Here is a 21,604-nt window from a genome sequence, read left to right as displayed (position 1 = left end):
CCCCCTCGCGCGGCCTAGAAGAACTCCAGGCGCACGGTCAAAAGCTTCTCGACCTTTTTCAGCACCTGGCGGGTTACGAAGATGACTAACTGATTGCCGGGACGCACCACCGTGTCGCCGGTGGCGATCTCCACCTCGCCATCCCGGATAACCGCCGCCACCAGCGAGCCCTGGGGCAGCTTGACCTCGGAGAGCGGCTTGTTCACCAGGGCCGAAGTGTCCTGGGCCTCCACCTCGATGACCTCGGTGTCCTCGTCCTTGAGCGGAGCCACGGCCAACACCTTGCCCGCCCGCAGGTGGCGCAGGATGGCGCCCACCGCCGCGAAGCGGGGGCTCACCACCAAATCCAGGCCCAGGGAGCTGACCAGGGGCACGTAGCCAAGGTGGGCCACCCGGGCGATGGTACGGCGCGCGCCCATCTTGCGGCCCAGCAGGGCGATGAGCACGTTGTTTTCCTCGTCGTCGGTGACCGACGCGAACACGTCGGCCGCGCCCACGTTCTCTTCCTCCAAGAGCGAGAGGTCGGTGCCGTCGCCGTTCAAGATGGTCACGTCCTCCAGCTCGTCCACCAGGGCCTCGCAGCGCTCGGCGCTCTTTTCGATGATGCGCATCTTGATGCCCATCTCGCGCGCCCCGGCGGCCACCAAGCGGCCGATGGCCCCGCCGCCCACCACCACCAGGTTCCGCACTGGCTGGTTGGACAGGCCGAAGTGGGCCACCACCTGGTCGGTGTTCTCCCGCCGGGTGACCACGTAGGCCAGGTCTTCGGACAGGATCACGTCGCCGCCGCCGGGGATGATCACCTGGCCGCCGCGCTCAATGGCCACCACCAGATAGCGCGGGCCGCCGGCAATGCGCAGCTCGTGCAGGGGGCGGCCCACGTGGGGGCAGGTGGGCGGGATCTTGAGCCCCAGCATCTTCACCTTGCCGCCCGCGAAGTCGGTGACGCTGCTGGCCGCGGGCACTGCCAGGAATTCGAGAATCTGGTTGGCCACCTCGCGCTCGGGGTTGATCACCGTGTCCACGTCCAGGCTGGCCGTGCCCACTTCCTCGAAGAAGGCCAGATAATCGGCCGACCGGATGCGGGCGATTAGGGTGGCGGCCGGGGCCAGCAGACGGGCGAAACGGCAGGCGGTCAGGTTCACCTCGTCGCTGTTGGTGACCACCAGCACCAGGTCGCACTGATCCACCCCCGCCGCGCGGAGCACCGCCGGGCTGGAGCCGGTGCCCACCAGGGTCTGCACGTCCATCTGCTCGGAAATCTGGCGCACCCGCTCGGGCTGACGGTCCACCACCACCACCCGGTGCCCCTCGTGGGACAGCCGGAGCGCGGTGTGGAAGCCTACCTCGCCTGCGCCGATGATCAGAATCTGCACGGACCCCTCCGGGCGTTTAGCCAAACAACTCCGGGCCGCCTATCACAGCGGCCCGACGCCTAAACTCTATCATTGCCCCGCGTGGCTGGCAACGCCTTGGCCCCGAGCCAGGGCGTCCAGATGGGCGGCCAAACGCTCCATGAAATGGGCGGTGTCAAAGCTCGCCGCGTGGTCGGCCAGGGCCTGGGGATCGAAGCGCTCCAGCATGGCCTCCAGCTCCTGCATGGCGGCCAAGAGGGCCCCGGCGTGCTGGTGATGGAAAAACAGGCCCGTGGGCGCGCGGCCGGCGGGATCGCCGGGCCCCACCACCGTTTCCAGGGCCCCGCCCCGGGCGAAGGCGATCACCGGGCGGCCCGAGGCCATGGACTCCAGGGGGGTGATGCCGAAGTCCTCCTCCCCGGGGAAGAGGAAGGCCTTGGCCCGGGCGTAGAGCCCGGCCAAATGCTCGTCGCCCACCCAGCCCAGGAACTCCACCGTGGGCCCGGCCATGGCCTTGAGGCGGGCCTCCTCCGGTCCTCGCCCCACCACCTTGAGCCGCTTGTTGGCCCTGGTGCAGGCCTCCACGGCCAGCTCCACCCGCTTGTAGGGCACCAGGGCGCTGACCACCAGGTAGTAACCCTCGGGTTTGGCCGCCGGGGCGAAGCGTTCGGCCTCCACCGGCGGAGGAATGACCACCGCGCCCCGGCCGTAGTTGCGCCGGATGCGCCGGGCCACGTGGCGGCTGTTGGCGATGAAGTGATCCACCCGCTGGCAGGTGGCCACGTCCCAGCGCTGCATACGGCGCCTGAGCAGCGGCATGACGTAGCGCGCCGCGCCGCCCCGGCCCGGGCCGAAGTACTCGGGATACATGTCCCAGATGTAGCGCATGGGCGTGTGCACGTAGCTCACGTGCAAGGCCCCGGAGGGCGCGCTGGCCGCCTTGGCCACGCAGTGGCTGGTGGAGAGCACCAGGTCGCAGGAGGGCATGCTCAGCCCCTCCATGGCCCGGGGGAACAGGGGCAAATAGTGCCGGTAGCGCTTGGCGGCCAGGGGCATCTTCTGCACAAAGCTGGTGTGGATGGGACGGTCCTCGATGATGGGGCTCACCGAGCCGGGAATGTGCAGCAGGGTGTAGAGCGGCGCGTCCGGGAACAGGCGGCACATGGCCTCCAGGACCTTTTCGCCGCCGCGCATCCCGGTGAGCCAGTCGTGCACCAGCACCACCTTGGCTCCGGCCAGGGCGGGCGCGGCCGGGCTCACGCCCCGAACCTCTTGGCCACCCGGCGGTAGATGCGCAGGGTGGTGAGCGCGGTCTTTTGCCAGGAGAAGCGGGACGCCTGCTGGGGGCCCGCTTCCCGGAGGCGCGCGGCCAGGGCGGGGTCGGCCAGCACCGTTTCCATGCCCTTGGCCAGGGCCTCGGGCTCGGGCTCCACCAGCAGGCCCGCGTCGCCCACGACCTCGGGCAGGGAGGCCCGCCGCGCGGCCACCACCGGCACGCCGCAGGCCATGGCCTCCAGGGCCGGGAGGCCGAAGCCTTCGTAGAGCGAGGGCATGACCACCGTTGAGGCCGCCTGATAGGCCCTGGCCAGCTCCGCGTCTTCCAGAGAGGGCAGCAGCACCAGGCGCTCGCTGGGCTTGGCCCAGTCCGCCGCGCCCGCCTTGGCACCCACGATCACCAGGGGCGGCACCTCGACTCCGGCGGGCGCTTGCTCGCTAAGCAGCTTATGCGCCGCCACCAGGCCGCCCAGGTTCTTGTGGGGCTTGGGGTTGCCCACACCCAGGATGTAGCGGGCGGGCAGGCCAGCCGGGGCCTCCACCGCGCCCTGAACGGGCCGGAAGGCTTCGCCCGCCGCGTTGGGGGTGATGACGATCTTTTCCTCGGGCACCCCCATCAGCTCGATGAGGTCACGCTTGCTGTGCTCGCTGGGGGTGAAGACGAACTGGGCCCGCTTGGCCGCCGGGGCCACCACCCACAAATAGAAAAGCCGGTACTTGAGGCCGTGGTCCTTGGGGAAGCGCAGATGGATCAGGTCGTGGATGGTGAAGACCATGGGCCCCTGAAACTTGGCGGGCGGGGCATAGAAGGGGCAGTGGTAGACCTCGGGCCTGAGGCCGTCCAGGAGCTTGCGCAGGCTGAGCTGGGCGCTGATGCCGTAGGGGGACAGCTTGCAGGCCATGGCCAGCACCCGCTTGTCGGGGGGCAGCATGGCCGCGTGCTCGGGCTTTCGGATCAGAGCCCCGACCTGCAAGTCGGGGTCCTCGGCCAGCATGGCTTGGAGCAGCTCCAGGGCATAGCGGGCCATGCCGTGCATCTGGCCGGTCAAAAGCCTTAGGTCGTAGATGAGTTTCAAGGCGCGGTCCTCGGACCGGGGGCGCTCCCCCCGGCGATCAGTCCTGCCGGTCCTTGGGGTGGTTTATCACCTGGCGCACCGCGTAGATGGGCTTGGCCTGGGCCTCGTAATAGGTGCGCACCTGCATCTCGCCCAGCAGGCCGATGCAGATGAGCTGCACCCCGATGAACAGCAGCAGGATGGCCAAAAACAGGCCCGGCTTGCCCCAGAGCGGCACCCCGGCGAAGAACTTGAGGCAGGTGTAATACAGGCCCAAAAGGAAGCCCGCCCCAAAGGCGAAGAGCCCCCACAGGCCGAAGATCTGAATGGGCCGCGTGGCATAAGAGAGCAGGAACTTAACGGTGATCAGGTCCAGGAGCACCCGGGGGGTGCGGCCGATGCCGTACTTGCTCTTGCCCGCCGTGCGGGGGCGGTGGTTCACCTTTACCTCGGCGATGTTCACCCCCATGAGCGAGGCGATGGCCGGGATGAAGCGGTGCAGCTCACCGTAGAGGCGCACGTTCTGGATCACCTCGGCCTTGAAGGCCTTGAGGGTGCAGCCGTAGTCGTGCAGCTTGACCCCGGTGATCTTGCTGATCAGTCCGTTGGCCAGCTTGGAGGGCAGCTTGCGCGAGAGGTATTTGTCCTGGCGGTCGTGGCGCCAGCCGGCCACGAGGTCATAGCCCTCAGTGATCTTTTCGATCAGCTTGGGGATGTCGCGGGGGTCGTTTTGCAGGTCGCCGTCCATGGTGACCACGATCTTGCCGGTGGCGTGGTCGAAGCCCGCGCTCATGGCAGCGGTCTGGCCGAAGTTCTTGCGCAGCCTGACCACCACGTCGCGGGGCTCGCCCTCGGCCAAACGGGCCAGGATGGCGAAGCTGTCGTCCCGGGAGCCGTCGTCCACGAAGATGACCTCGTAGTCCAGGCCGGTGGGGATCAGGGCCGCGTGGACCTCCTGGTGCAGGGCCTCCAGGTTGGCGCTCTCGTTATAGATCGGTATGACGACTGATAAATCCACTTAGATGCTTCCTTGTTCCCGCGTCCGGCGCGCCCGGCGCCACCACAAGGCGGCCAAGGCCAGGGGCCCCAAGAGCAGCGTCTCCCACCCCACGGCCTTGAGGTCGTGGAGCACGATGGCCCAGGTGAAGCCCTCGCGCTTCACATCCGGGAATATAGCATGGTGGGAAAGCATATACTCGCCGGAAAAGGGCCACAGCAAGGGTATCCCAAAGGGCGGCCTGGTGTCCACGTTGAGAAAGTCGAGCAGCACGTGGCTGGCATAGGCGGCCAGGGCTCCCACGGCCAGCCATTTGCCCAAACCCCGCCCCCGGCCCCAGAGCCAGGCGACCAGCCCCACCGCGATCACCGCGCCGATAGAGTGGCTGATGCCCCGGTGCCAGACCGCGCCGTTGCCGCTGAGGAGCCCGGGCAAAAAGTCCAGGTCCGCCACCACGCCCACCCCGCAGAAGAACACCACGTCCTTGACCGGCCCCAGCAGGGTGCGGCCTCCGGTGGCCGCGGTGCCCGCGGCCAGCCCGGCCAGGGCATGGCCGATCGGCGTGGGCATGGCTCAGGCCCCGCTCATTTGAGCAGGCCCATCTCCTGGTACCAGCGGTAGGTGGCGCTCAGGCCCTCGTCGATGCCCACCTTGGGGGCGTAGCCCAGCTCGGCCTTGGCCTTGTCGATCTTGAAGGCCCGGTTCTGGCGGTACCAGTCCACCCGGCGGGGGAAGATGGGCGGGGTGGCGTTGAAGGGCTTGTAGAGCTTCTCGAACACGTGCCCGGCCGCCACCAGGGGCCACACCGGGTAGTGGGGGATGCGCACCTTCATGTTCATGGCCTGAGCCACCCGCTTGACCAGCTCCTCGATGGGATAAAAGTGCTCGTCCGCGATGAGGTACGCCTCGCCCAGGCCCTTGTCCTCCTCCTGGGCCAGGAGGAAGGCGTCCACCAGGTTGTCGATGTACAAGGGGTGGTAGAGCGTCTTGCCCGAGCCGAACATGGGGAACACGCCCTTGGCCACCCGGCTGTAGATCATGTAGAAGCGTTCCGGGTCGCCGGGGCCGTAGATGGCCGCGGGCCGGAGGATGGTGGTCTTCATGCCCTTGGCGAACCACTTTTGGGCCACCACCTCGCCGTTGTACTTGGTCTGCTGGTAGTAGTCGGCCGGCTGGATGGGCGCGTCCTCGCCGCCAGGCGGGTGATCCACGTTGCCGTGCACCCCGCAGGTGGAGCAGTAGACGACCTTCTTCACCCCGTGCTTGGCGGCGGCGGTGAATACGTTCTGGGTGCCCCCGGTGTTCACCTCATCGTAGTAGCTCTCGGGCACGTTTAGCTCGCGGAAGGCGGCGGCCAGGTGGTGCACGATCTCCACCCCCTGGGTGCAGCGGTCCACCAGGGCCGCGTCGGTGACCGAGCCGATGTGCACCTCGGCCCCGGCGTCGCGCAGGTTCTGGGGGATCAGGCCCTCCTTGTAGTCCAGGGCCACCACCTGGTGCCCCAGGCCGATGAGCCGCTTGACCAGGGCCGAGCCGGTGAAACCGGTGCCGCCGGTAACCAAAATCTTCATGCTCTATCCTCTGCGTCTCGTGGAGACGATCAATCGGTATCCCCGAAAAAAGGGCAGCAAATTGTCCAGCCAGACCCAGGCCTTCATAATCGGGTAGGCCACGTCCACCAGACCCTTGCCGCCCTGTTGCCAATCAGCCTGGGTCACCACCGTCCCCTTGGCGGTGGCGGCCTGGCCATGGGCCGAACCTTTTTTGATCACATACCCGAAGTTGAGCGCCGTGTCCAACAGCTCGGAGAAAGTTTTGCAATAGGTGCGCGCCTGGCTCAGCTCGAACCAGGGCGCCAAGAGGGCCGGAAGGCTGTCGCGGCGGTAGCCGGGGCGCAGATGGCCGTGCCACTGGTCGGTGAGCCCGATGGCGTGGCGCAGGGGCCAGACCAGAGACCAGCGGGGCTCCCGGGGCACGTTGACGATGAGCTGGCCGCCGGGCTTGAGGATGCGCCCCAACTCTGCGGCAAAACCCTGGTCGTCGGGGATGTGCTCCAAAAAGTCCACCACCACCACGCAGTCGAACTCGGCGTCTTTGAAAGGCAGCGGCCCGCCGTCGATGCGCTCCACGCGGCCGCCCACCAGGGAGCGGATGGACTCCACTGCCTCGGGCGCCAGGTCCGCGCTGGCCCAATCGCCCCCGCCCTGGCGGAGCAGCAGGCTGATCACCCCGTTGTCCGCGCCGATGTCCAGGCAGCGCTTGCCTTGGGTGGGCTCCAAGAGCCCCTGGATGGCCGCGAACTTCTGCTGCTTGAGCACCGAGCGCCGGTACAGGCTCAGGGCCCAGTTCTCGCGGCTGGCGCTCATGCCCGCCCTCCCAAGCAGCCCGCCTCAACCTGGGCGTAGAAGTCCAGGAGCTTCCTGCGGTAGGCGGCCAGGCTGTACTCGGCTGCCACACGCTGCTTGGCCGCGCGGGCCAGGGCCCGGCCCCGCTCCGGGTCGGCCAAGAGCTCGCCCAGGCCCCGGGCCATGTCGCCGGGAGTGGGGTCCACCAGCAGGCTGATCTCGTCGTCCAGCACCTGGGTGTGGGTGGGCAGACGGGTGGCCACCAGGGGCCGCCCCGCGTCGAGGTAGGAATATATCTTCATGGGTGTGTTCTCGCCCTGAATGCGCGGGCTCACCAGGATGTTGGCCTGGTAGAGATAATGCCCCAGCTGGGCGGGCGGGCGCGGCCCCAGGAAATGGGCGTGCGCTCCGATGCCCATGGCCTCGGCCTTGGCCTGGTAAGCGGCCACCGCGCTGTCGCTGCCCCCGATCACCGCCAGATGGGCTTGGGGGTGTTTTTGCGCGGCCAGGGCGAAGCCCTTCAGCAAGAGGTCGATGCCCTGGTAGGACTCCAAGTTGCCCACGTACATGATCACCGGGCCGTGGTAGGTCAAGCGCTCCTCGGGCGGCTCGGCCCCGGGCTCCTCCAAGAGGCTCACGTCCTCCAAACGGCACACCGGGGCCTTGGGGCCGTGGGCCAGGGCGGTGTCGGCCAGGGATTGGCACACCGCCACCACCCCAGCGCTGCCCCGTACCGCCGCGCCCTCCAAGCGGGCCAGCAGCCCGGCCAGGGGCTTGGCCGCGGGGAACTTGTCCGCGATCTGGGCCGACATGCAGGAGTCCATGTCATAGACATAGGGCAGGCCGAAAAGCTTGTGCAGGCGCAGGGCCATGAAGGCCGCCTCCTCCACCGCGTGCACTAGGTCGAAGCCGCCAGAGGCCGCCAGCCGCCGGGCGGCGGGCCACATGTACAGATCGCACACGATCTTTTGCCAGGACGGCCCGGGCGGCACGTTTTTCACCCAACCCGGCGGGCTGATGCGGTGCAGGGTCACGCCGGGCAGCGCCACCTCGCGGCCCTCGTGGTAGCAGAGCATCTCCACCGCGTGGCCTTGGCTCGCCAGGGTGGTGGCCAACAGGCGCACCGCGATAGGGGTGCCCCGCTCCTGATAGAAGGGATGCGGCGCGAGCAGAAGAATCTTCACGATGCCCGCTCCATGCGCAGGATCACCGGCGAACCCAGGAGAGCGGTGAGGCCCATGCCCAGGGCCACGCCCTCGGCCGCGCTGGTGAAGCCGGAGGACTTGAGCTTGCGGTGCAGGGCCATGGGCCAGAAGTGCTGCCGCCGCCGCACGGGCTTGCCAAAGCCCCGGGCCGCGAAAAGCTCGCTCACCTCGCGGTCCCAGAAGCTCACGTAATGCCTGGTGTGGACGTTGTCGTCCAGGGACTCCTTGGCCTTGAACAGGCTCTCGCCCAGGATGTTGAAGCTCCGCTTGGCCGGGTAGTCCACGATCACGGCGCGATCGGCCACCCGGCAGAGCTGGGCCGCGAAACCGGCAGGATCGGCCACGTGGGTGAGCATCCGGTAGCTGAGCACCAGGTCAAAGGAGCGTGGCTCAAAAGGCAGGTCCATGAGGTCGCAAGCCACGAACTCATAAGAGCCCGGCTTCAGGCGCTCCTTGAGCAGGGTCTCGCAGCTGGGGTCGCTGCCCGCCACGGTGACCTGATAGCCCGCCGCGATGAGCGGCGGGGCCAGTTGGGCGTGGCCGCCGCCAACGTCCAACACCCGCGCTCCCGGCCAGGGCGCGGCCAGCTCCAGGGTGCGGGCGCCCTGCACGGTGAGAAAGTAGGCCCCCACCGGCCCGGCGAAGCGCTGGGCGTATTCGTGGGTGGCCGTGACCTGATCGGCGTCCTCGCGCATGGCCCCGCTCACTTGAGCTCCTCCAGCACCGCGTAGGGCTCCAGGGCCCGGGTGATCTCGGCCTCTTGCCGGGCCGCGTCCCAAGCCAGGCGCGCGGCCATGATCCCGGCGGCCGCGCTCAGGGCCGCGTCGCTGGGCCGCTGCACCTTGCCCAGCATGGTGCGGCGCAAACTGACATCGGCCAGGCTCAGGGCCATTTCCTGCTCCACCGCCCAGGCCACTTCGCAGCCCAGCACCGTGGGGCTCTCGGCCAATGGCTCCAGCAGCGCGGCGTCGGCCTGGCCCACAGCGGCCACCTCGGCCGCGCGGGAGCCGTAGCGGGCCCGCAAATGCTTGGCCGTGGCGGGCGGCATATCGGCGGGCAGGGCCTCCCCGTTGGGATCGCCGCCCCACAAGGGGGTCACGGCCAGCTCGGGCGCGGCCTTGCCCATCTGGCCGGCGGCCCGGCTCACCGCCTCGGCGGCCACCGCGCGGGCGGTTGTGTACTTGGCTCCGCTCACCGCCACCAGGCCGGACTCCTCCTCGACGAGCCGCTTGGTGGCCAAGCCGCCTCCGCCCGGCGCGCGGCCCGGCTCGGCCAGGGGCACCAGGCCCCAGTGATAGAAACTTATGTCCTCGGGCCCCAGGTTCAGGCCCGGGCAGCCCTGGTTGAACTCCACCAGGAGGTCCAACAGCTCCGCCGCCTTGGGCCCGGCCGGGCGGGCCTGTTCCGGCCAGGGGCGGTAGGCGGTGCCCAGCATGGTGCGCCCCTGCCAGGGCACCATGAACATGAAGCGATGCGCCCCGCACACCGGGTCTTGCGCCGCCGTGCGCGGCGAGCGCACCCCCATGAGGGCCGAGCCCAGGCTGTCCTTGAGCACCACATTGATGGCCGAGGCCAGGGCGGGCCGGGGAGCCTCGCGCCCCAGAAGGGCGTCGTTGAAGACCCCGGCGCAGAGCAGCACCACCGAGCCTTGCACCGCGAACTCGGCCCCGCTCAGCTCGTCGCGCACCCGCACCCCGGTCACGTGGCCATCCTCGCGCAGCAGGTCCAGGGCCCGCGCGTAGTTGGCCGCGCTCGCGCCCTCCGCCGCAGCCGATTGCACATAGGCCAAGGTGAGGCGCTCCGAGTCGGCCGACACGCCCTCGTACCACATCGCCGCGCCGGTCACGCCCTCCAGGGGGCAAGGCCCCAGCAGGGCGCGGGCCTCGTGCTTGCCCAAGAGGCGACCGCGCAGTTTGTGGTTGTTTATCAGGTGGTTGTACAGAGTGAGCGCCACAGCGAAGGCCGGGCGCCCCTGCTTGCCCAAACCCTTGGTGGGCACCAGGCAGGGCACCGCCTGCACCAGGTGAGGGGCCATGCCCAGCAGGTTGGTCAGTTCGCCAGAGGAGACCCGCAGCCGGGCCAGGTCCAGGTTCTGCAAGTAGCGGAACCCGCTGTGAATAGTCTTGAGGCTGTTGGCGCTGGCCAGAGCCCCGAAGTCGCCGGATTCGATCAGGGCGGTCTTCAGGCCCCGGCGGGCGGCCTCCCAGGCCGCGGCCGCGCCGTAGATGCCCCCGCCCACCACCACCAGGTCGAATCGCTCCCTGGCCAGGCTGTCGATTGCGCGTTGCATGGGTCGGATTATATAGAGTTGGCGGGGCGTTGGCAATGCGCCCCGCTTAGGAGACTCAACGCGGGACCGAGGCGGAGCCCTCCAGCTTTTGCAGGCGCTTGGCCGCCCAATCCGAGGCCTGGGGCTGTGCTTTTAGCAAAGGCAGGGCCGCTTCCAGGCGGGCGCGGGCCGCCTTGGGCTGGCCGCTGGCCACCAGGGCCTCCACCTGGCTCCTCAGCCCCGGCGCGAAGGCCGGGTCCAGGCGGCCCAGCCAAGCCAGGATAGAGGCGGCCGGGCCGGGGCGTCCCTGGCGGCGCATCAGCTCTCCTTGGGCCCAGAAAGCCCAGCGGGCGGCAACCGCCACCTGGTCCAGGGCCGAGGTGGTCAGCTCCACCCCTTTCAGACTGAGCGGCGACCCGGCCAAGGGGGTCAGGCTTATTTCCCAGCGGGCGTCCGGCGCGGCGGCGGGCAGCTCCAGGGCGATGGCCTTGCTCCCCGGCCCGGCGGCCAGGTCGGCCAGTTTTAGCTCGCGCTTGAGCAGCGGTCCCTTTTGCCCCAGCGGCCCCTTCGCCTGGGCCGTGATGACCCCCAGCGGCCCCTCGGCCATGAGGGGAAGCTGGTCCCAGGTCAGGCGCACCCGCGCCACCTGGTCATAGGCGGGCAGCAGCTCGCGCACCGCCAGGCGGTAGGAGGGTGGGCTTTTCTTGTCCCCGGGCCGGGCCGCGAAATCGAAAGCCGGATGCTTTTGGTTCAGGCCCAGGCCCGCCTTAAAAGAATATGGTTCCGGCACATAGCGCCGGGTCAGGGACTTGGCCAACAGGTCCGGGTAGAGCCCGGCCCAGGCGGCCAAACGGGCGGGCCGCTGCCGGGGATCATCCTCGCGCAGCACCAGCCGGGCCAGCCGCTCCAGGGCCGTCTCCTGCCCGGCCAGCAGGGGCGCGGCTTGAGAGGTCAGGCCCTGGTTCAGCAAGGCGGCCGCGGCCAGGGCCCGGGGCAGTACCGCGCCGGGCATCTGGGCCTGGGCCTGGGTCAGCAGACGCCCGGCCAGTTCCCATTCCCCCCGCTCCAGGCAGCTGAGGCCCAGCTTGAGGGGGTCGGCGTGCACCCGCATATACACTTCGCCCGGGCTCTCCAGCCACAGGGTGAAGGGATAGACCCGCTTCAGGGGCAGAGGCCAGCTGACCGGCCTGCCCTGCCAGCGCCAGGTCTGGCCCGGCTCCAGGCGAACCCGCCTGCGCCCCGGCCCCTGCACCATCTTGACCTCCACCGCCTGCCGGCCCAAGTTGATCAGCTCCACCTCGGCGGCGATGAGCTCCCGCGGCGGGCGCAGCACTCGCACCGCCCTGCCCGGCCCCCGCACCAGGGCGTCTGCCCCCTGGGCGCTGTAGGCCGGATGGTTGGTGTAGACCACGGCATAGCCCGCGCCCGAATCGGCCGGAGGCCGTTCCAGGCCCAGGCGCTCCTTTTGGGCCAGGTTAGGCCGGGCGGCGTAGAGCTTTAGCAGGGGGTCCACGAACACCGGGAACTTGAAGCGGCCGGGCTGCTTGTCCGCCGGGCGGTCGTAGCCCAGGTCGAACTCCTTGATCAGTAAAAATCGCTGGTCAATGCCCTGCATCAGGCGGCCCATTTCGTTGCGCGGCACATGCCCCCACTGGAACCAGTGGCGGTCCTCGGCGCTAGAGGAGAACAACACGTAGTTTTTGGGGCCCGCGTAGGCCTCCGGGTCGTGGGAGTGCAGGAACTCGGCTTGGGGCGGGGTCTGGGGCGGACCGTAGCCGCCCAGGTAGAGCTTGTCGCCCGGCGCGAAGTTGGCCTTGAGCCAGTGCTGGGCCGAGATGCGGGTCTCCTCCTGCCAGAAGAGATAGGCCCCGGAGATGCTGTGCCCCAAGGGAATCAGGGCCAGGGCGATGGCCGCGCCCACCCACAGGGCCCGCCGCCATCCGCCGGGCAGGCGGCCCCAGCCCCAAGCCAGGGTGTACAGGCCCAGGCAGATCAGGGGCGGCACCAGGGAGGTCAGGTCGCGCTCGGCCAGGCGGTGGGAGAACACCAGCACCACCAGGTAGTAGAACAGCGGATAAGAGGCCACCACCCACAGGGAGCGCCGCCGCTGCCACAGGGCGATGGCCAGGCCCACCGCGAACAAGGCCACCAGCTCCCAGCCGATGGCGTCGCCAAAGGTATGGGCCGACCAGGTGAGGCGGTCGCCGATGGGGCTGTTGAGCAGGCTTATCTTCTCCGCGAAGTGGGGGCGGGTGAAGTTGTGCACCTGCTCGGCGTACTTGAGGATGGGGTTCTCGTGGCCCAGCACGAAGCCGGGATAGCCCAGGATCATGCCCCCGGCCATGGCTCCGGCGAAGGCCGCCGGCCAGGCCAGGAGCCAGCGCAGCTTGGGGGGCCGGTCGCGCAGCACCACCAGCAGGTGGGCCAAGACCAGGCTGGCCAGCACCAGGCCGCCGTTGGCCTTGGTGGTAAGGGTGAGGCCCATGGCCAGCCCGGCCACCGCGTAGCGCCACCAGCGGGGATCGGCAATGAGGCGCACCCCGGCCCACAGGCTCAGGGTGACCGCCAGGGCCAGGGGCGCGTCCACGGTTAGGTAATGGCTATGCACCACCAACAGGGGGCTCACGGCCAACAAGAGCGCGCCGGTCAGGGCGGCGGCGCGGCCCAGGTTGCAGGCCAATATGAGGCGGTATAGGGCCCAGATGTTCAGAGTGCCCAGCAGGGCCACCACCAGGCGGCCCCAGAGCAGGTGGGGGATCACCGCCACCTCGGCGTAGGAGGGCCCCAGGAGCAGGGAGAGCTTGCCCACCAGGAACTGGGCCGGCGCGTAGCTCCACCCGGCCAGCAGGTAGAAGGCCTGGTGCCAGATCACGGGATGGGGGTAGTAGAGGCTGCCGCCCGCAAAGGCGGCCACCATGCGGCTGGTCCATTCGTCGGGGTGCATGTCCCCGGGCCAGTCGAGGCCCCACAACCGGAGGCCCAGGCCCAACAGCATGACCAGACCCAGGAGCATCCCCGCCCAGGGGACGCGCCGCCCGATCTCGTTGCACCGCCGCCAGATGGCCAAGTGATCCTCCCTCCCGCGCCCGGCCCCATCGGCCCTGTCTGAAAGCCTATCTTGGCAGAGGCGGCCCGTCCAGGGAAGCCCTTCGCCAAGGGGCAGCCACGGAGGGGGCCGCCGCCTAGGGGCCCATCTTAGCCCAGCCCCGCTTGCCCCACAAGAGACCGCAGGAGTTTTAGACCGCACAATCAATGCCTTGGCATTATTGACATAGCCCCCACCTAAGGGTTTAACTGGGAATTGATCCTCCTGGTGTCCGCAAAGGAGAAATCTGCCCATGGCCCCAAAACGCAGCCCCATCGTCCCCGTGCAGGCCAATGCCGCCCTGTGGTGGACCCTGGCCGGGGCCGCCTTGGTGATTCTCCTTCCTTGGCTGCAACGCTGGCTATACATCTATCCCGAGCTGGACTACCGCCTGTTCCTGGGCCGCGACTTCCTGGAGCTCACTTCCCAACGGGCCTACTTCTACCGGGGCCTGGCCGAGGGCAAGCTGCTCTTGTGGGACCCGCTCATGGCCACCGGCCTGCCCTTCATGGAGTATCTGTTCGACCTGTTCAACCCCCTGTCGCTGCTCAACACCTTCTTCCTGGAAGGCGGCCTGCTGCGCTCGGACTACCTCCAGGTGGTGCTCACCGCCTACTGCTCCCTGGCCGCCTTCGGGGCCTTTATGCTGGGGCTCCAGCTCGGCCTGGGCCGGGCGGCGGCCACGGTCATGGGCGTGGTCATGGGCTGCATGGGCGTCGTAACCGCCCACAGCGAACACTCCATGATGATCCAGACCTTCTGCTGGGCGCCCCTGGTGCTGTTGTTTTTGCACCGGGCCCGCCATGGCAAGAGCCTCATCAACGCGGCCTGGGCCGGGTTGTTCCTGGGCTGGAGCTTCATGGGCGGCATCCCCCAGATCTTCTACTATGTGGGCCTGGGGGCCAGCATCTACTGCCTCTACGCAGCCATCGACGAGCTGCAAACCAACGGCTGGCGCTCGGCCTGGCGCCGGGGAGCGCTGCCTTTCCTGTTAATGGCCGGGGCCTCGCTGATCTGGGCCCTGCCCAACCTGGTGCACCTGGCCCAGACCCTGGGCGACCCCATCGGGGCGCACGACACCCGGGCCCTGGTGGGGGCCCAGCGGCGCGACTTCATCGCCCAGGGCTCGGGCGACTGGTGGGTGCTGTTCTATTTCCTGGCCCCGCGCCTTTTGCAAGGCCACGCCGAGAACACCGCCTACGTGGGCCTCATCCCCCTGGCCCTGGCCATGATGGCCGTGGTGTGGGTGCGCGGCCGGGAGGCCGGCTTCTACAAGCTCCTGGGCCTGTTGGGCATCGTCTTGATGATGGGCAACAACCTGGGCCTGCACAAAGTGTTGGTCGACGTTCTGCCCGGCTACGGCCTGTTCCGGGAAACGGTGCGCTGGATGTTCCTGCTGCACCTGGCCCTGCTGGTGCTGGCCGGCTTCGGCCTGCGCTGGCTGATGACCCAGGCGCGGCCCCCGGAGCTGGCCGCGTTGCGCCGGGTGCTGGCGGTGATGGCCGCCATCATCTTCGGCACGCTCTTGCTGAGCATGGCCGTGGAGAGCAGCGGCCTGCTGCCCTACCCTTGGCGCTACACCCTGCCCCTGGCCAGCCTGCTTACCTGGTTGCTGTTCAATCTGGGGGTTATCTGGTGGGCGGTGGTGCGCCGCTCCCAGGAGGCCTCGCCCCGCCTGGTGGCCCTGGTGCTGGTGGCCCTGGTGGCCCTCGACCTGGGCTTCTACCACACCCCGGTCATGGTGGGCGGCGACCCGGTGCGCCGCAGCGACCCCACTCGGCCCAAACCCGCCCAGGAGGCTGCCTACCGCGAGCTGGCCCGCCTGGCCGGGGGGCCGGAGCGGGGCCGGGTGCTGGCGGGGCGCGGCCCCGACGCCATGGGCTACCAGTACCCCATCTATCTGACCCATCTCGACTTCATCAACCCGCCCGGCGGGTACATGGACCGCCGCCTGCCCCTGGGCTTCTGGCAGACCTGGCGGCGCTCGGAGAGCAACCCGCGCTTTTTGAACCTCTGGGCGGTGAAGCTGGTGGCCCCGGACAGCCCCATGGTCGATTCCCATTGCGAACAGTGGTTCCTCTGCGGCTACAGCCAGTCGGCGGTGCGCCTGGACCAGCCCGGCCCGGTGGCCAAGCTGCGCCTGGTGGCCGAGGCCCCCTTGGCAGGCCAGGCCAGGCCAGGCGAGGAGGTGGCCCGGGTGGCCCTGGCCGACCAGGGTCGCATAACCGCCGCCTGGCCCCTGCGCCTTGGCAAGGAGGTCAACGGGCAAAGCCTGGAGCTGACTGCTCCGGCCGGGGCCAAGGGCGACACCATCATCCTGAGCTCCACCCATCCCAAGGCCATGATCCGCCTCTATGGCCTGGAGGCCGACGGCCGCTTCCAGTACGACCGGCCCAACCTGAAGCCCGGCCCCCGGGGGATGCTGGTCAACCGCGACTACCTGGGCCGGGCCTGGTTCGTGTCCCGCGCGGCGGTGGTGGAGCCCATCTGGGAGTATTTGCACGTGCTCAAGTCGGCGGACCCCTCGCGCACGGTGGTCTTCCGCAAGGCCCCGCCCGGCTGGCGGGCTCCCCAGGGTCAGACAGCCGATCCCGGCGGCAGGGTCGCGGTGGAGAGCTGGGACAGCCAGAACGCCAGGCTCAAGGTCTCGGCCCGGCGCCCCGGCTGGCTGGTGCTCAGCCAGAGCGCCTACCACGGCTGGTCGGCCCAAGTGGACGGCCAGGCCGCGCCCATCCGCCAGGCCTACGGCTTCTTGCAGGCCGTGGCCGTGCCCGCCGGAGAGCACCAGGTGACCCTGGTCTACGACGAGCCTTTGGTCAAGGCCTCCCTGGCCGTGCCGCCGCTGCTGGTGCTGGGTCTGGTCGGGGGCGGACTGTGGCTGCGCCGCCGCAGGAAGGCCAAGCGGGCCTAGCTCCGGTTCTCCACCAGGATCACCCGGTAGGCGCCCAGGTCTTTTTCCGTGAAAGGCTCGCGCTTGTTCTTCAGGTCGCGGCGCACCCGCTCCAGGGCCGCGTCGTCAATGCCCTTACGGAACAAATAGGCCTGCCGCGCGGCGTCCTTCACCGCGTAGTAGTAGGGATGGTAGCGCTGTAAAGAGGTGTCGTAGCGCCGGTCCATGGCGAAGATGAGCTTTTCCTGGGTCAGGAAGGTCAGCCGGTTGCCCACCCAATAGTCGGCCCATCCCCGCGTCACCTTCTCTTGTTGCAGATAGCGCAGCAGGGGCCCGTAGGGCTCGCGCCAGGAGGTGGTGCGCCAAAAGGCTGGATGCAAACACACCACCAGGGCCGAGGCCAGCAACACCCCGGCCAAGGCGCTCCCGCCCACCCACCCGGCCCAGCGCGCCCGGCGATACAGGGCGCGCACCCCCCAGGCCAGCAAGAACGGCCACCACAGGATGCTCTCGAAGAAATAGCGCACATTGTTGCGGTCCACCGTGGCCGTGCTGAAGATCAGAGCGGCCAGGAGGGCCAAATAGGAGACCGCGCAGGCAAAGGCCAGCCAGTCCTCGCCCAGGGCCGCGATCAGGCCCCGCTTGCGCGCGGCCACAAGGCGCGAGCCCAACGCGGCCAGGGCGGCGGCCAGAGTGGCCCCGAACAACATCCAGGCCAGCCACGCGGCGGCCAGGGGCGGGTGGGGCGACCAGGCCTCGGGCACCATGCTGCCAGCCACCACCTTCAGGTTGGCCCAGAGGCGCTCCGATCCGGCGGGCAGCAGGGGCGGCACGTAGCTGCCCCAGGCGGCCATATCGCTGTGCCGGTACCAGACGTCGCCGCCCTGCTTGAGGACCAAGCCGCTCCCGAAGGCCAGCAGCCCGCCCAGATGAACCAGGCCCGCCCGGCCCAGGCGCTCGCGCCGGAGTTGGCGGGCCCCGCCAGGCGGACGCCGCCGGGCCCGCCGCAGGCGCGGCCCCAGCCAAAGCAAAAGCCCCAGGCCCATGAAGCCCAGGGCGATGGGTAAATCCTGGCGCAGAGCCAGGTGGGGGTCGTTTTGCAGGCTGACTCCGGGCAGGAGAGGCCAACTCACCTCGCGCCCCGCGCTGATCACGGCCAGGGCATAGGCCAGGTAGACCAGCCCCAACCCGAGGGCGATGGCCCCGGCCAGATCCCATCCCCTGGCGGGAGCCCAAAAGGGGCGGCCGGCCCGCACCCGGCCCAGGCGTCCGGCCAGGTAGGCCGCGTGGCAGGCCAGCAGGGGGAACACCAGCAGCCAGAAGAAGGTCCAGGTCCACCAGCCCACCGCGCACAGGGCGCCCATGAGCCACAGGCGCCAGGCCCAGCGCCCCGGTTGGGGGTCGTCCAGGGGCAGATACACCCGGCTCCACAGCAGCCAGAGCAAGACCCCCCACAAGAGCACCGCGTGATAGCCGCCGTAGGACAAAAGCCCCAGGCGAATGAAAAAGGGCGGAGCCAAGGCGGCCAGGGCCAGGGTGGCCAGGGCCATCCTTGGCCCTGCCAGACGGCGGACCAGGAGCGCGGCTAAAAGCAATATCACCAGGGACAGGCCGGTCATGGCCCAGGCCATTACCGTGGGGCTGGCCCCGAACCAGGCGAAGAGAGGGGCCAGGAAAATGGCCTCGCTGCTGCCCATGTAGCCCTGGCCGTACATGTAGTAGGGCCAGGCTAGGCCCTGGGCGATGTGACGGGCCATGAGCCCCCACACCGAGTGATCCGCGTCCAAAAATTTGTCGGCTTTGAGCAACCAAGGCAGGCGCAGGTACCACGCCAGGCCGAGGAGGAAGGCGGCCGTGGGCCAGAAGGTCTTGAGTGGACGAGATGAGACCACACAGCTCCTAAGCTTTTGAAAACTCACTAAGGAACTATATTTTCGCGGGGGCTCGCCAGTCAAGACGAAGGCCGGAAATGCTTGGCGTGGCGGCGGTTTTTCTATAGACTTGCCGGATCAAAGTTCACCGCCTTCCTGGATGATCGCCACTGCCCATGGAAACCCTGGTCGTAATACCTACCTACAATGAGGCCGATAACCTGCGCCCGCTCAGCGAGGCCCTTTTCGGTCTGGGTCTGGACCTGGGAATCCTGGTGGTGGACGACAACTCCCCGGACGGCACCGGCGAGCTGGCCGACGAGCTGGCCCGGGAGAACCCCCGCATCACGGTCCTGCACCGGCCCGGCAAGCAGGGCCTGGGCACCGCCTACCGCGAGGGCTTCACCTGGGCGCTGAACAACAGCGACGCCCCCTTGCTGGCCCAGATGGACGCGGACTTCTCGCACCATCCCAGCCGCCTGCCCGCCTTGGTGGAAGCGGCCCGCACCGGGGCCATCGCCATCGGCAGCCGCTACGTGCCCGGTGGCGGGGTGAAGAACTGGGGCCTAGGCCGCCGCATCCTCTCGCGGGGGGCCAGCATCTACGTGGGCACCGTCTTGGGCCTGCCGGTCAACGACCTCACCGGGGCCTACAAGGTCTGGCCGCGCGAGATCCTGGCCCGCTTGGAGCTGGCCACTCTCAAGGCCGGGGGTTTCGCCGCCCTGTCGGAGATGACCTATAGGGCCCACCTTTTGGGCTGCCGCTTCGCCGAGGTGCCCATCATCTTCGAGGACCGCCGGGTGGGCCAGTCCAAGCTGACCGGCAGCATCGCCCTGGAGGCATTCCTCAACGTCTGGCGTTTGCGCTTCAGCCTGAACTACGACCCCAAGGAACATCCGCCGGAGTAATGCACCCTAACCCAAGCCACCCCCGCGCATCCTCCCATATCACCGCGCTGGTCCTGGCCGGACTGGTCCTGCTCTATTGGGTGGTGCGCCTCTGGCTCATCAGCAGCCCCTCGCTGAGCCAGGTGGACTACGACGAGGCGGTGACCGGGCTCATGGCCCTGGACATCATGCGGGGCAACCACCACCTGCTTTTCTGGGGCCAACCCTACATGGGCACCATGGAGGCCTATTTGGCCGCCGGGCTGTTCCAGCTCTTCGGGCCCTCCACCTTCCTGCTGCGCCTGGTGCTTCTTATCTACGGCTCCCTGGGGGTCCTGGCCCTGTTCGGCCTGGGCCGGGCGGTGGGCGGTTGGTGGACCGGGGTGCTGGCCGGGGCCCTGTGGTCCCTGCCCCCCCTGTTTATGAGCTTCCAGGGGGTTTACGTGACCGGCGGTCATCTGGAGGCGGTGGTGGCCGGAGCGGTGGTGCTCTGGGGGGTGATGCGCCTGGCCTCGGGCCGGGCCCGCCGTCCCGCCCTGTTCTCTTTGGGCCTGGGCCTGGCCGCGGGCTTGGGCCTGTGGTCCAGCCTCATGGCCCTGCCTCTGTTGGCCGCGGCCGGGCTGGGCCTGGTGCTGGCCCGCCCCGCCTGGCTGCTGGGCGCGGGCCCCTGGTGTTTGGGCGCGGGCGCCCTGGCCGGGGCTTCGCCGCTGATCCTGTGGAACCTGGAGCACGACTGGCTGACCATGGTGCAGCTGGGCGGCTCGCACTTGGAGCGCCTGGGCTCCAACGCAGCCATGCTCATGCAAAACGTCTGGACCCGCGCCCTCACCGGGGCCTGGTGGGACGGCCGCAGCGTGGCCGGGGACATGCCCTCGGCCCTGCCCTGGGTGGTGCTGCTCCTGGTCTATCTGCCCGCCGCCGTCCTGGCCCTGGCCACGGCCGCGAACTGGGCCCGGCGGGCCTGGCGGCGCCAGTGGCCCTGGCAAGGCCCCGTCGACATCATCGCCCTTACCCTGTTGGCCCTATTGTTCATCCACGCCTCCAGCGGCTACGGCCACAAGGCCATCATGCGCTACGCCGCGCCCCTTATGGTGCCGGTGACCGTGCTGGCCGCCCTGTGGCTCCGGCGGCTGTGGGCCTGGCGGGCCCCGGCCGGGGCGGTGTTGCTCACCGGGCTCATGGCCTTCAATCTCTACACCCATCTGCTCTATATGGATCGCCATCAGGACCAGCCCCGCCGCCCGGTGGAGGCGGCCATGGACAAGCTTGACGGCGAGGGGGTGAGCTTCGCCTACGCCCACGGCCGGGTGGCCCTGCCGCTCACCTTCGAGAGCGAGGGGCGCATCCTGGCGGCGGACTTCTTCGGAGCGCGCAACAGCTCCCACCTCAAGCGGGTGGACCGCTCGGCTCGTCCCGCCCTGGTCACCCACCAGCGCCTGGCCGTGCCCCCGCCCGGGATCATGGAGCAGTCCCTCAAGCGCCTGGGCGCCTGGAAGGAGCCCCTGCAGGTGGACGATTACGTGATGTGGCACGACTTCCCGCCCGCCCCGGTGCTGGCCCCGGTGCCCAGCACCTCCTGGCGGCCGGCGGGCTTCGGCGAGGGGGCCGCGCCCGTGGCCGATCGCGACCTGGCCACAGTCTGGAAGGCCAGCCCCAAACACGACTCCATGCTGTTTTTGGATCTGGGCCAGCCCCGGGAGCTGGCCCGGCTGTCGCTGTTGCCCGGCCCCGAATGGAAGGGCCGCCCGGGGATGCACTACGAGGTGCTGGTGGAAGGCTCCACCGACGGCCTGACCTGGCGAAAGATCGCCGGAGGCAAGGCCTGCATGGCCGGGTTGAGCTGGCGGGGCCGCCGGGTCAAGCTGGAGCCGGTTCCCGCCTTGCAGTTCAACTTCGCGCCCACCCGGGCCCGCTGGCTGCGCATCACCTGCAAGCCCAGCCAGCGCAACTGGCCGCCCCTGGAGGTGGCCGAGGCCTTTGTCTACCGCCCGGCGGAGCAGCCCCAGGCGTGGCCCGGCGAGGCCATGGAGCAGCTGGCCCGAGGCAGGCAGGCCCTGGCCGCCTGGCACCAGCGTCCCACCGCGCCCTTCCCGGGCGGGCACAGCGCCTTTGCCCGCTTCTGGGCCTCCCAGGTAGATTGGCCGGTGCTCATGGGGCACCTAAGGGCCGCCGCCGAAGCCGCCCCCCAGTGGGAAGAGCCGCTGCGCCTCCAACTGGAAGCGGTGCGCAAGGGACGCGAAAAGGCTGCCGCCCTGCTGAAGCACCCCGGGCGCCCCTCGCCGAAGGGCAGCAGCACCTAAGCCCCTCTCGCCCAACCTAACCCCTTGTTTTCGGGCAACCCCGCCTTTACACTCCAGTAAAGTCCGCCAC

15 protein-coding genes are annotated in these 21,604 nt (G+C 69.2%); 3 read left to right on the top strand and 12 right to left on the bottom strand.

All coding sequences use genetic code 11. The features are described 5' to 3' along the window. Positions 1-14 precede the first annotated feature (14 nt). The 11 genes from trkA to KQH53_04870 form a co-directional block, all read right to left on the bottom strand. On the bottom strand, positions 15-1,376 hold the full coding sequence (trkA, locus tag KQH53_04920) for a Trk system potassium transporter TrkA (protein ID MCB2226001.1): 1,362 nt from the start codon (positions 1,374-1,376) through the stop codon (positions 15-17). Positions 1,377-1,445: 69 nt separating this feature from the next. After that, complete coding sequence (locus tag KQH53_04915; GenBank protein MCB2226000.1) at positions 1,446-2,549, bottom strand: glycosyltransferase; 1,104 nt, start codon at positions 2,547-2,549, stop codon at positions 1,446-1,448. 62 nt (positions 2,550-2,611) lie between these two features. After that, positions 2,612-3,706, bottom strand: a complete 1,095-nt coding sequence (locus tag KQH53_04910; protein MCB2225999.1) for a glycosyltransferase family 4 protein — start codon at positions 3,704-3,706, stop codon at positions 2,612-2,614. Between the two features lie 37 nt (positions 3,707-3,743). Next, complete coding sequence (locus KQH53_04905; protein MCB2225998.1) at positions 3,744-4,703, bottom strand: glycosyltransferase family 2 protein; 960 nt, start codon at positions 4,701-4,703, stop codon at positions 3,744-3,746. Next, positions 4,704-5,252, bottom strand: coding sequence for a metal-dependent hydrolase (locus KQH53_04900; GenBank protein ID MCB2225997.1), 549 nt, complete (start codon positions 5,250-5,252; stop codon positions 4,704-4,706). 14 nt (positions 5,253-5,266) lie between these two features. After that, positions 5,267-6,253, bottom strand: a complete 987-nt coding sequence (locus KQH53_04895; protein ID MCB2225996.1) for an NAD(P)-dependent oxidoreductase — start codon at positions 6,251-6,253, stop codon at positions 5,267-5,269. A 3-nt stretch (positions 6,254-6,256) separates the two neighbouring features. Beyond that, positions 6,257-7,048 (bottom strand): class I SAM-dependent methyltransferase, encoded by a 792-nt coding sequence (locus tag KQH53_04890; GenBank protein ID MCB2225995.1) that lies wholly within the window; start codon positions 7,046-7,048, stop codon positions 6,257-6,259. Beyond that, positions 7,045-8,211, bottom strand: a complete 1,167-nt coding sequence (locus tag KQH53_04885; protein ID MCB2225994.1) for a glycosyltransferase family 4 protein — start codon at positions 8,209-8,211, stop codon at positions 7,045-7,047. Before KQH53_04885 ends, KQH53_04890 begins: the two co-directional genes overlap by 4 nt. After that, the gene (locus KQH53_04880; protein ID MCB2225993.1) at positions 8,208-8,939 is read right to left on the bottom strand and encodes a methyltransferase domain-containing protein; all 732 of its coding nucleotides are present in this window, start codon (positions 8,937-8,939) and stop codon (positions 8,208-8,210) included. The genes KQH53_04885 and KQH53_04880 overlap by 4 nt, the downstream gene beginning before the upstream one ends. Further along, a complete protein-coding gene (locus KQH53_04875) occupies positions 8,936-10,522 on the bottom strand; it encodes an FAD-dependent oxidoreductase (GenBank protein ID MCB2225992.1) in 1,587 nt (528 codons plus the stop codon). The genes KQH53_04880 and KQH53_04875 overlap by 4 nt, the downstream gene beginning before the upstream one ends. Before the next feature lie 55 nt (positions 10,523-10,577). After that, entirely contained in the window at positions 10,578-13,568 is a 2,991-nt protein-coding gene (locus tag KQH53_04870) for a glycosyltransferase family 39 protein (GenBank protein ID MCB2225991.1), read from the bottom strand. A 271-nt stretch (positions 13,569-13,839) separates the two neighbouring features. On the opposite strand from KQH53_04870, the gene KQH53_04865 reads away from it, so the two are divergent. Further along, positions 13,840-16,497, top strand: a complete 2,658-nt coding sequence (locus KQH53_04865; GenBank protein MCB2225990.1) for a YfhO family protein — start codon at positions 13,840-13,842, stop codon at positions 16,495-16,497. Here KQH53_04865 and KQH53_04860 read toward each other — a convergent pair. Next, entirely contained in the window at positions 16,494-18,368 is a 1,875-nt protein-coding gene (locus KQH53_04860) for a hypothetical protein (GenBank protein MCB2225989.1), read from the bottom strand. The genes KQH53_04865 and KQH53_04860 overlap by 4 nt on opposite strands. 155 nt (positions 18,369-18,523) lie before the next feature. Here KQH53_04860 and KQH53_04855 point away from each other — a divergent pair, with 155 nt between their 5' ends. Continuing rightward, the gene (locus tag KQH53_04855; GenBank protein MCB2225988.1) at positions 18,524-19,255 is read left to right on the top strand and encodes a polyprenol monophosphomannose synthase; all 732 of its coding nucleotides are present in this window, start codon (positions 18,524-18,526) and stop codon (positions 19,253-19,255) included. Further along, positions 19,255-21,534 (top strand): discoidin domain-containing protein, encoded by a 2,280-nt coding sequence (locus KQH53_04850; GenBank protein MCB2225987.1) that lies wholly within the window; start codon positions 19,255-19,257, stop codon positions 21,532-21,534. The genes KQH53_04855 and KQH53_04850 overlap by 1 nt, the downstream gene beginning before the upstream one ends. Positions 21,535-21,604 lie beyond the last annotated feature (70 nt).

It is taken from the genome of Desulfarculaceae bacterium (assembly GCA_020444545.1).
Lineage (GTDB): Bacteria > Desulfobacterota > Desulfarculia > Desulfarculales > Desulfarculaceae > Desulfoferula.
Note: the sequence above shows the minus strand (reverse complement) of the source record. Positions and strands in the feature narration are given on the sequence as shown.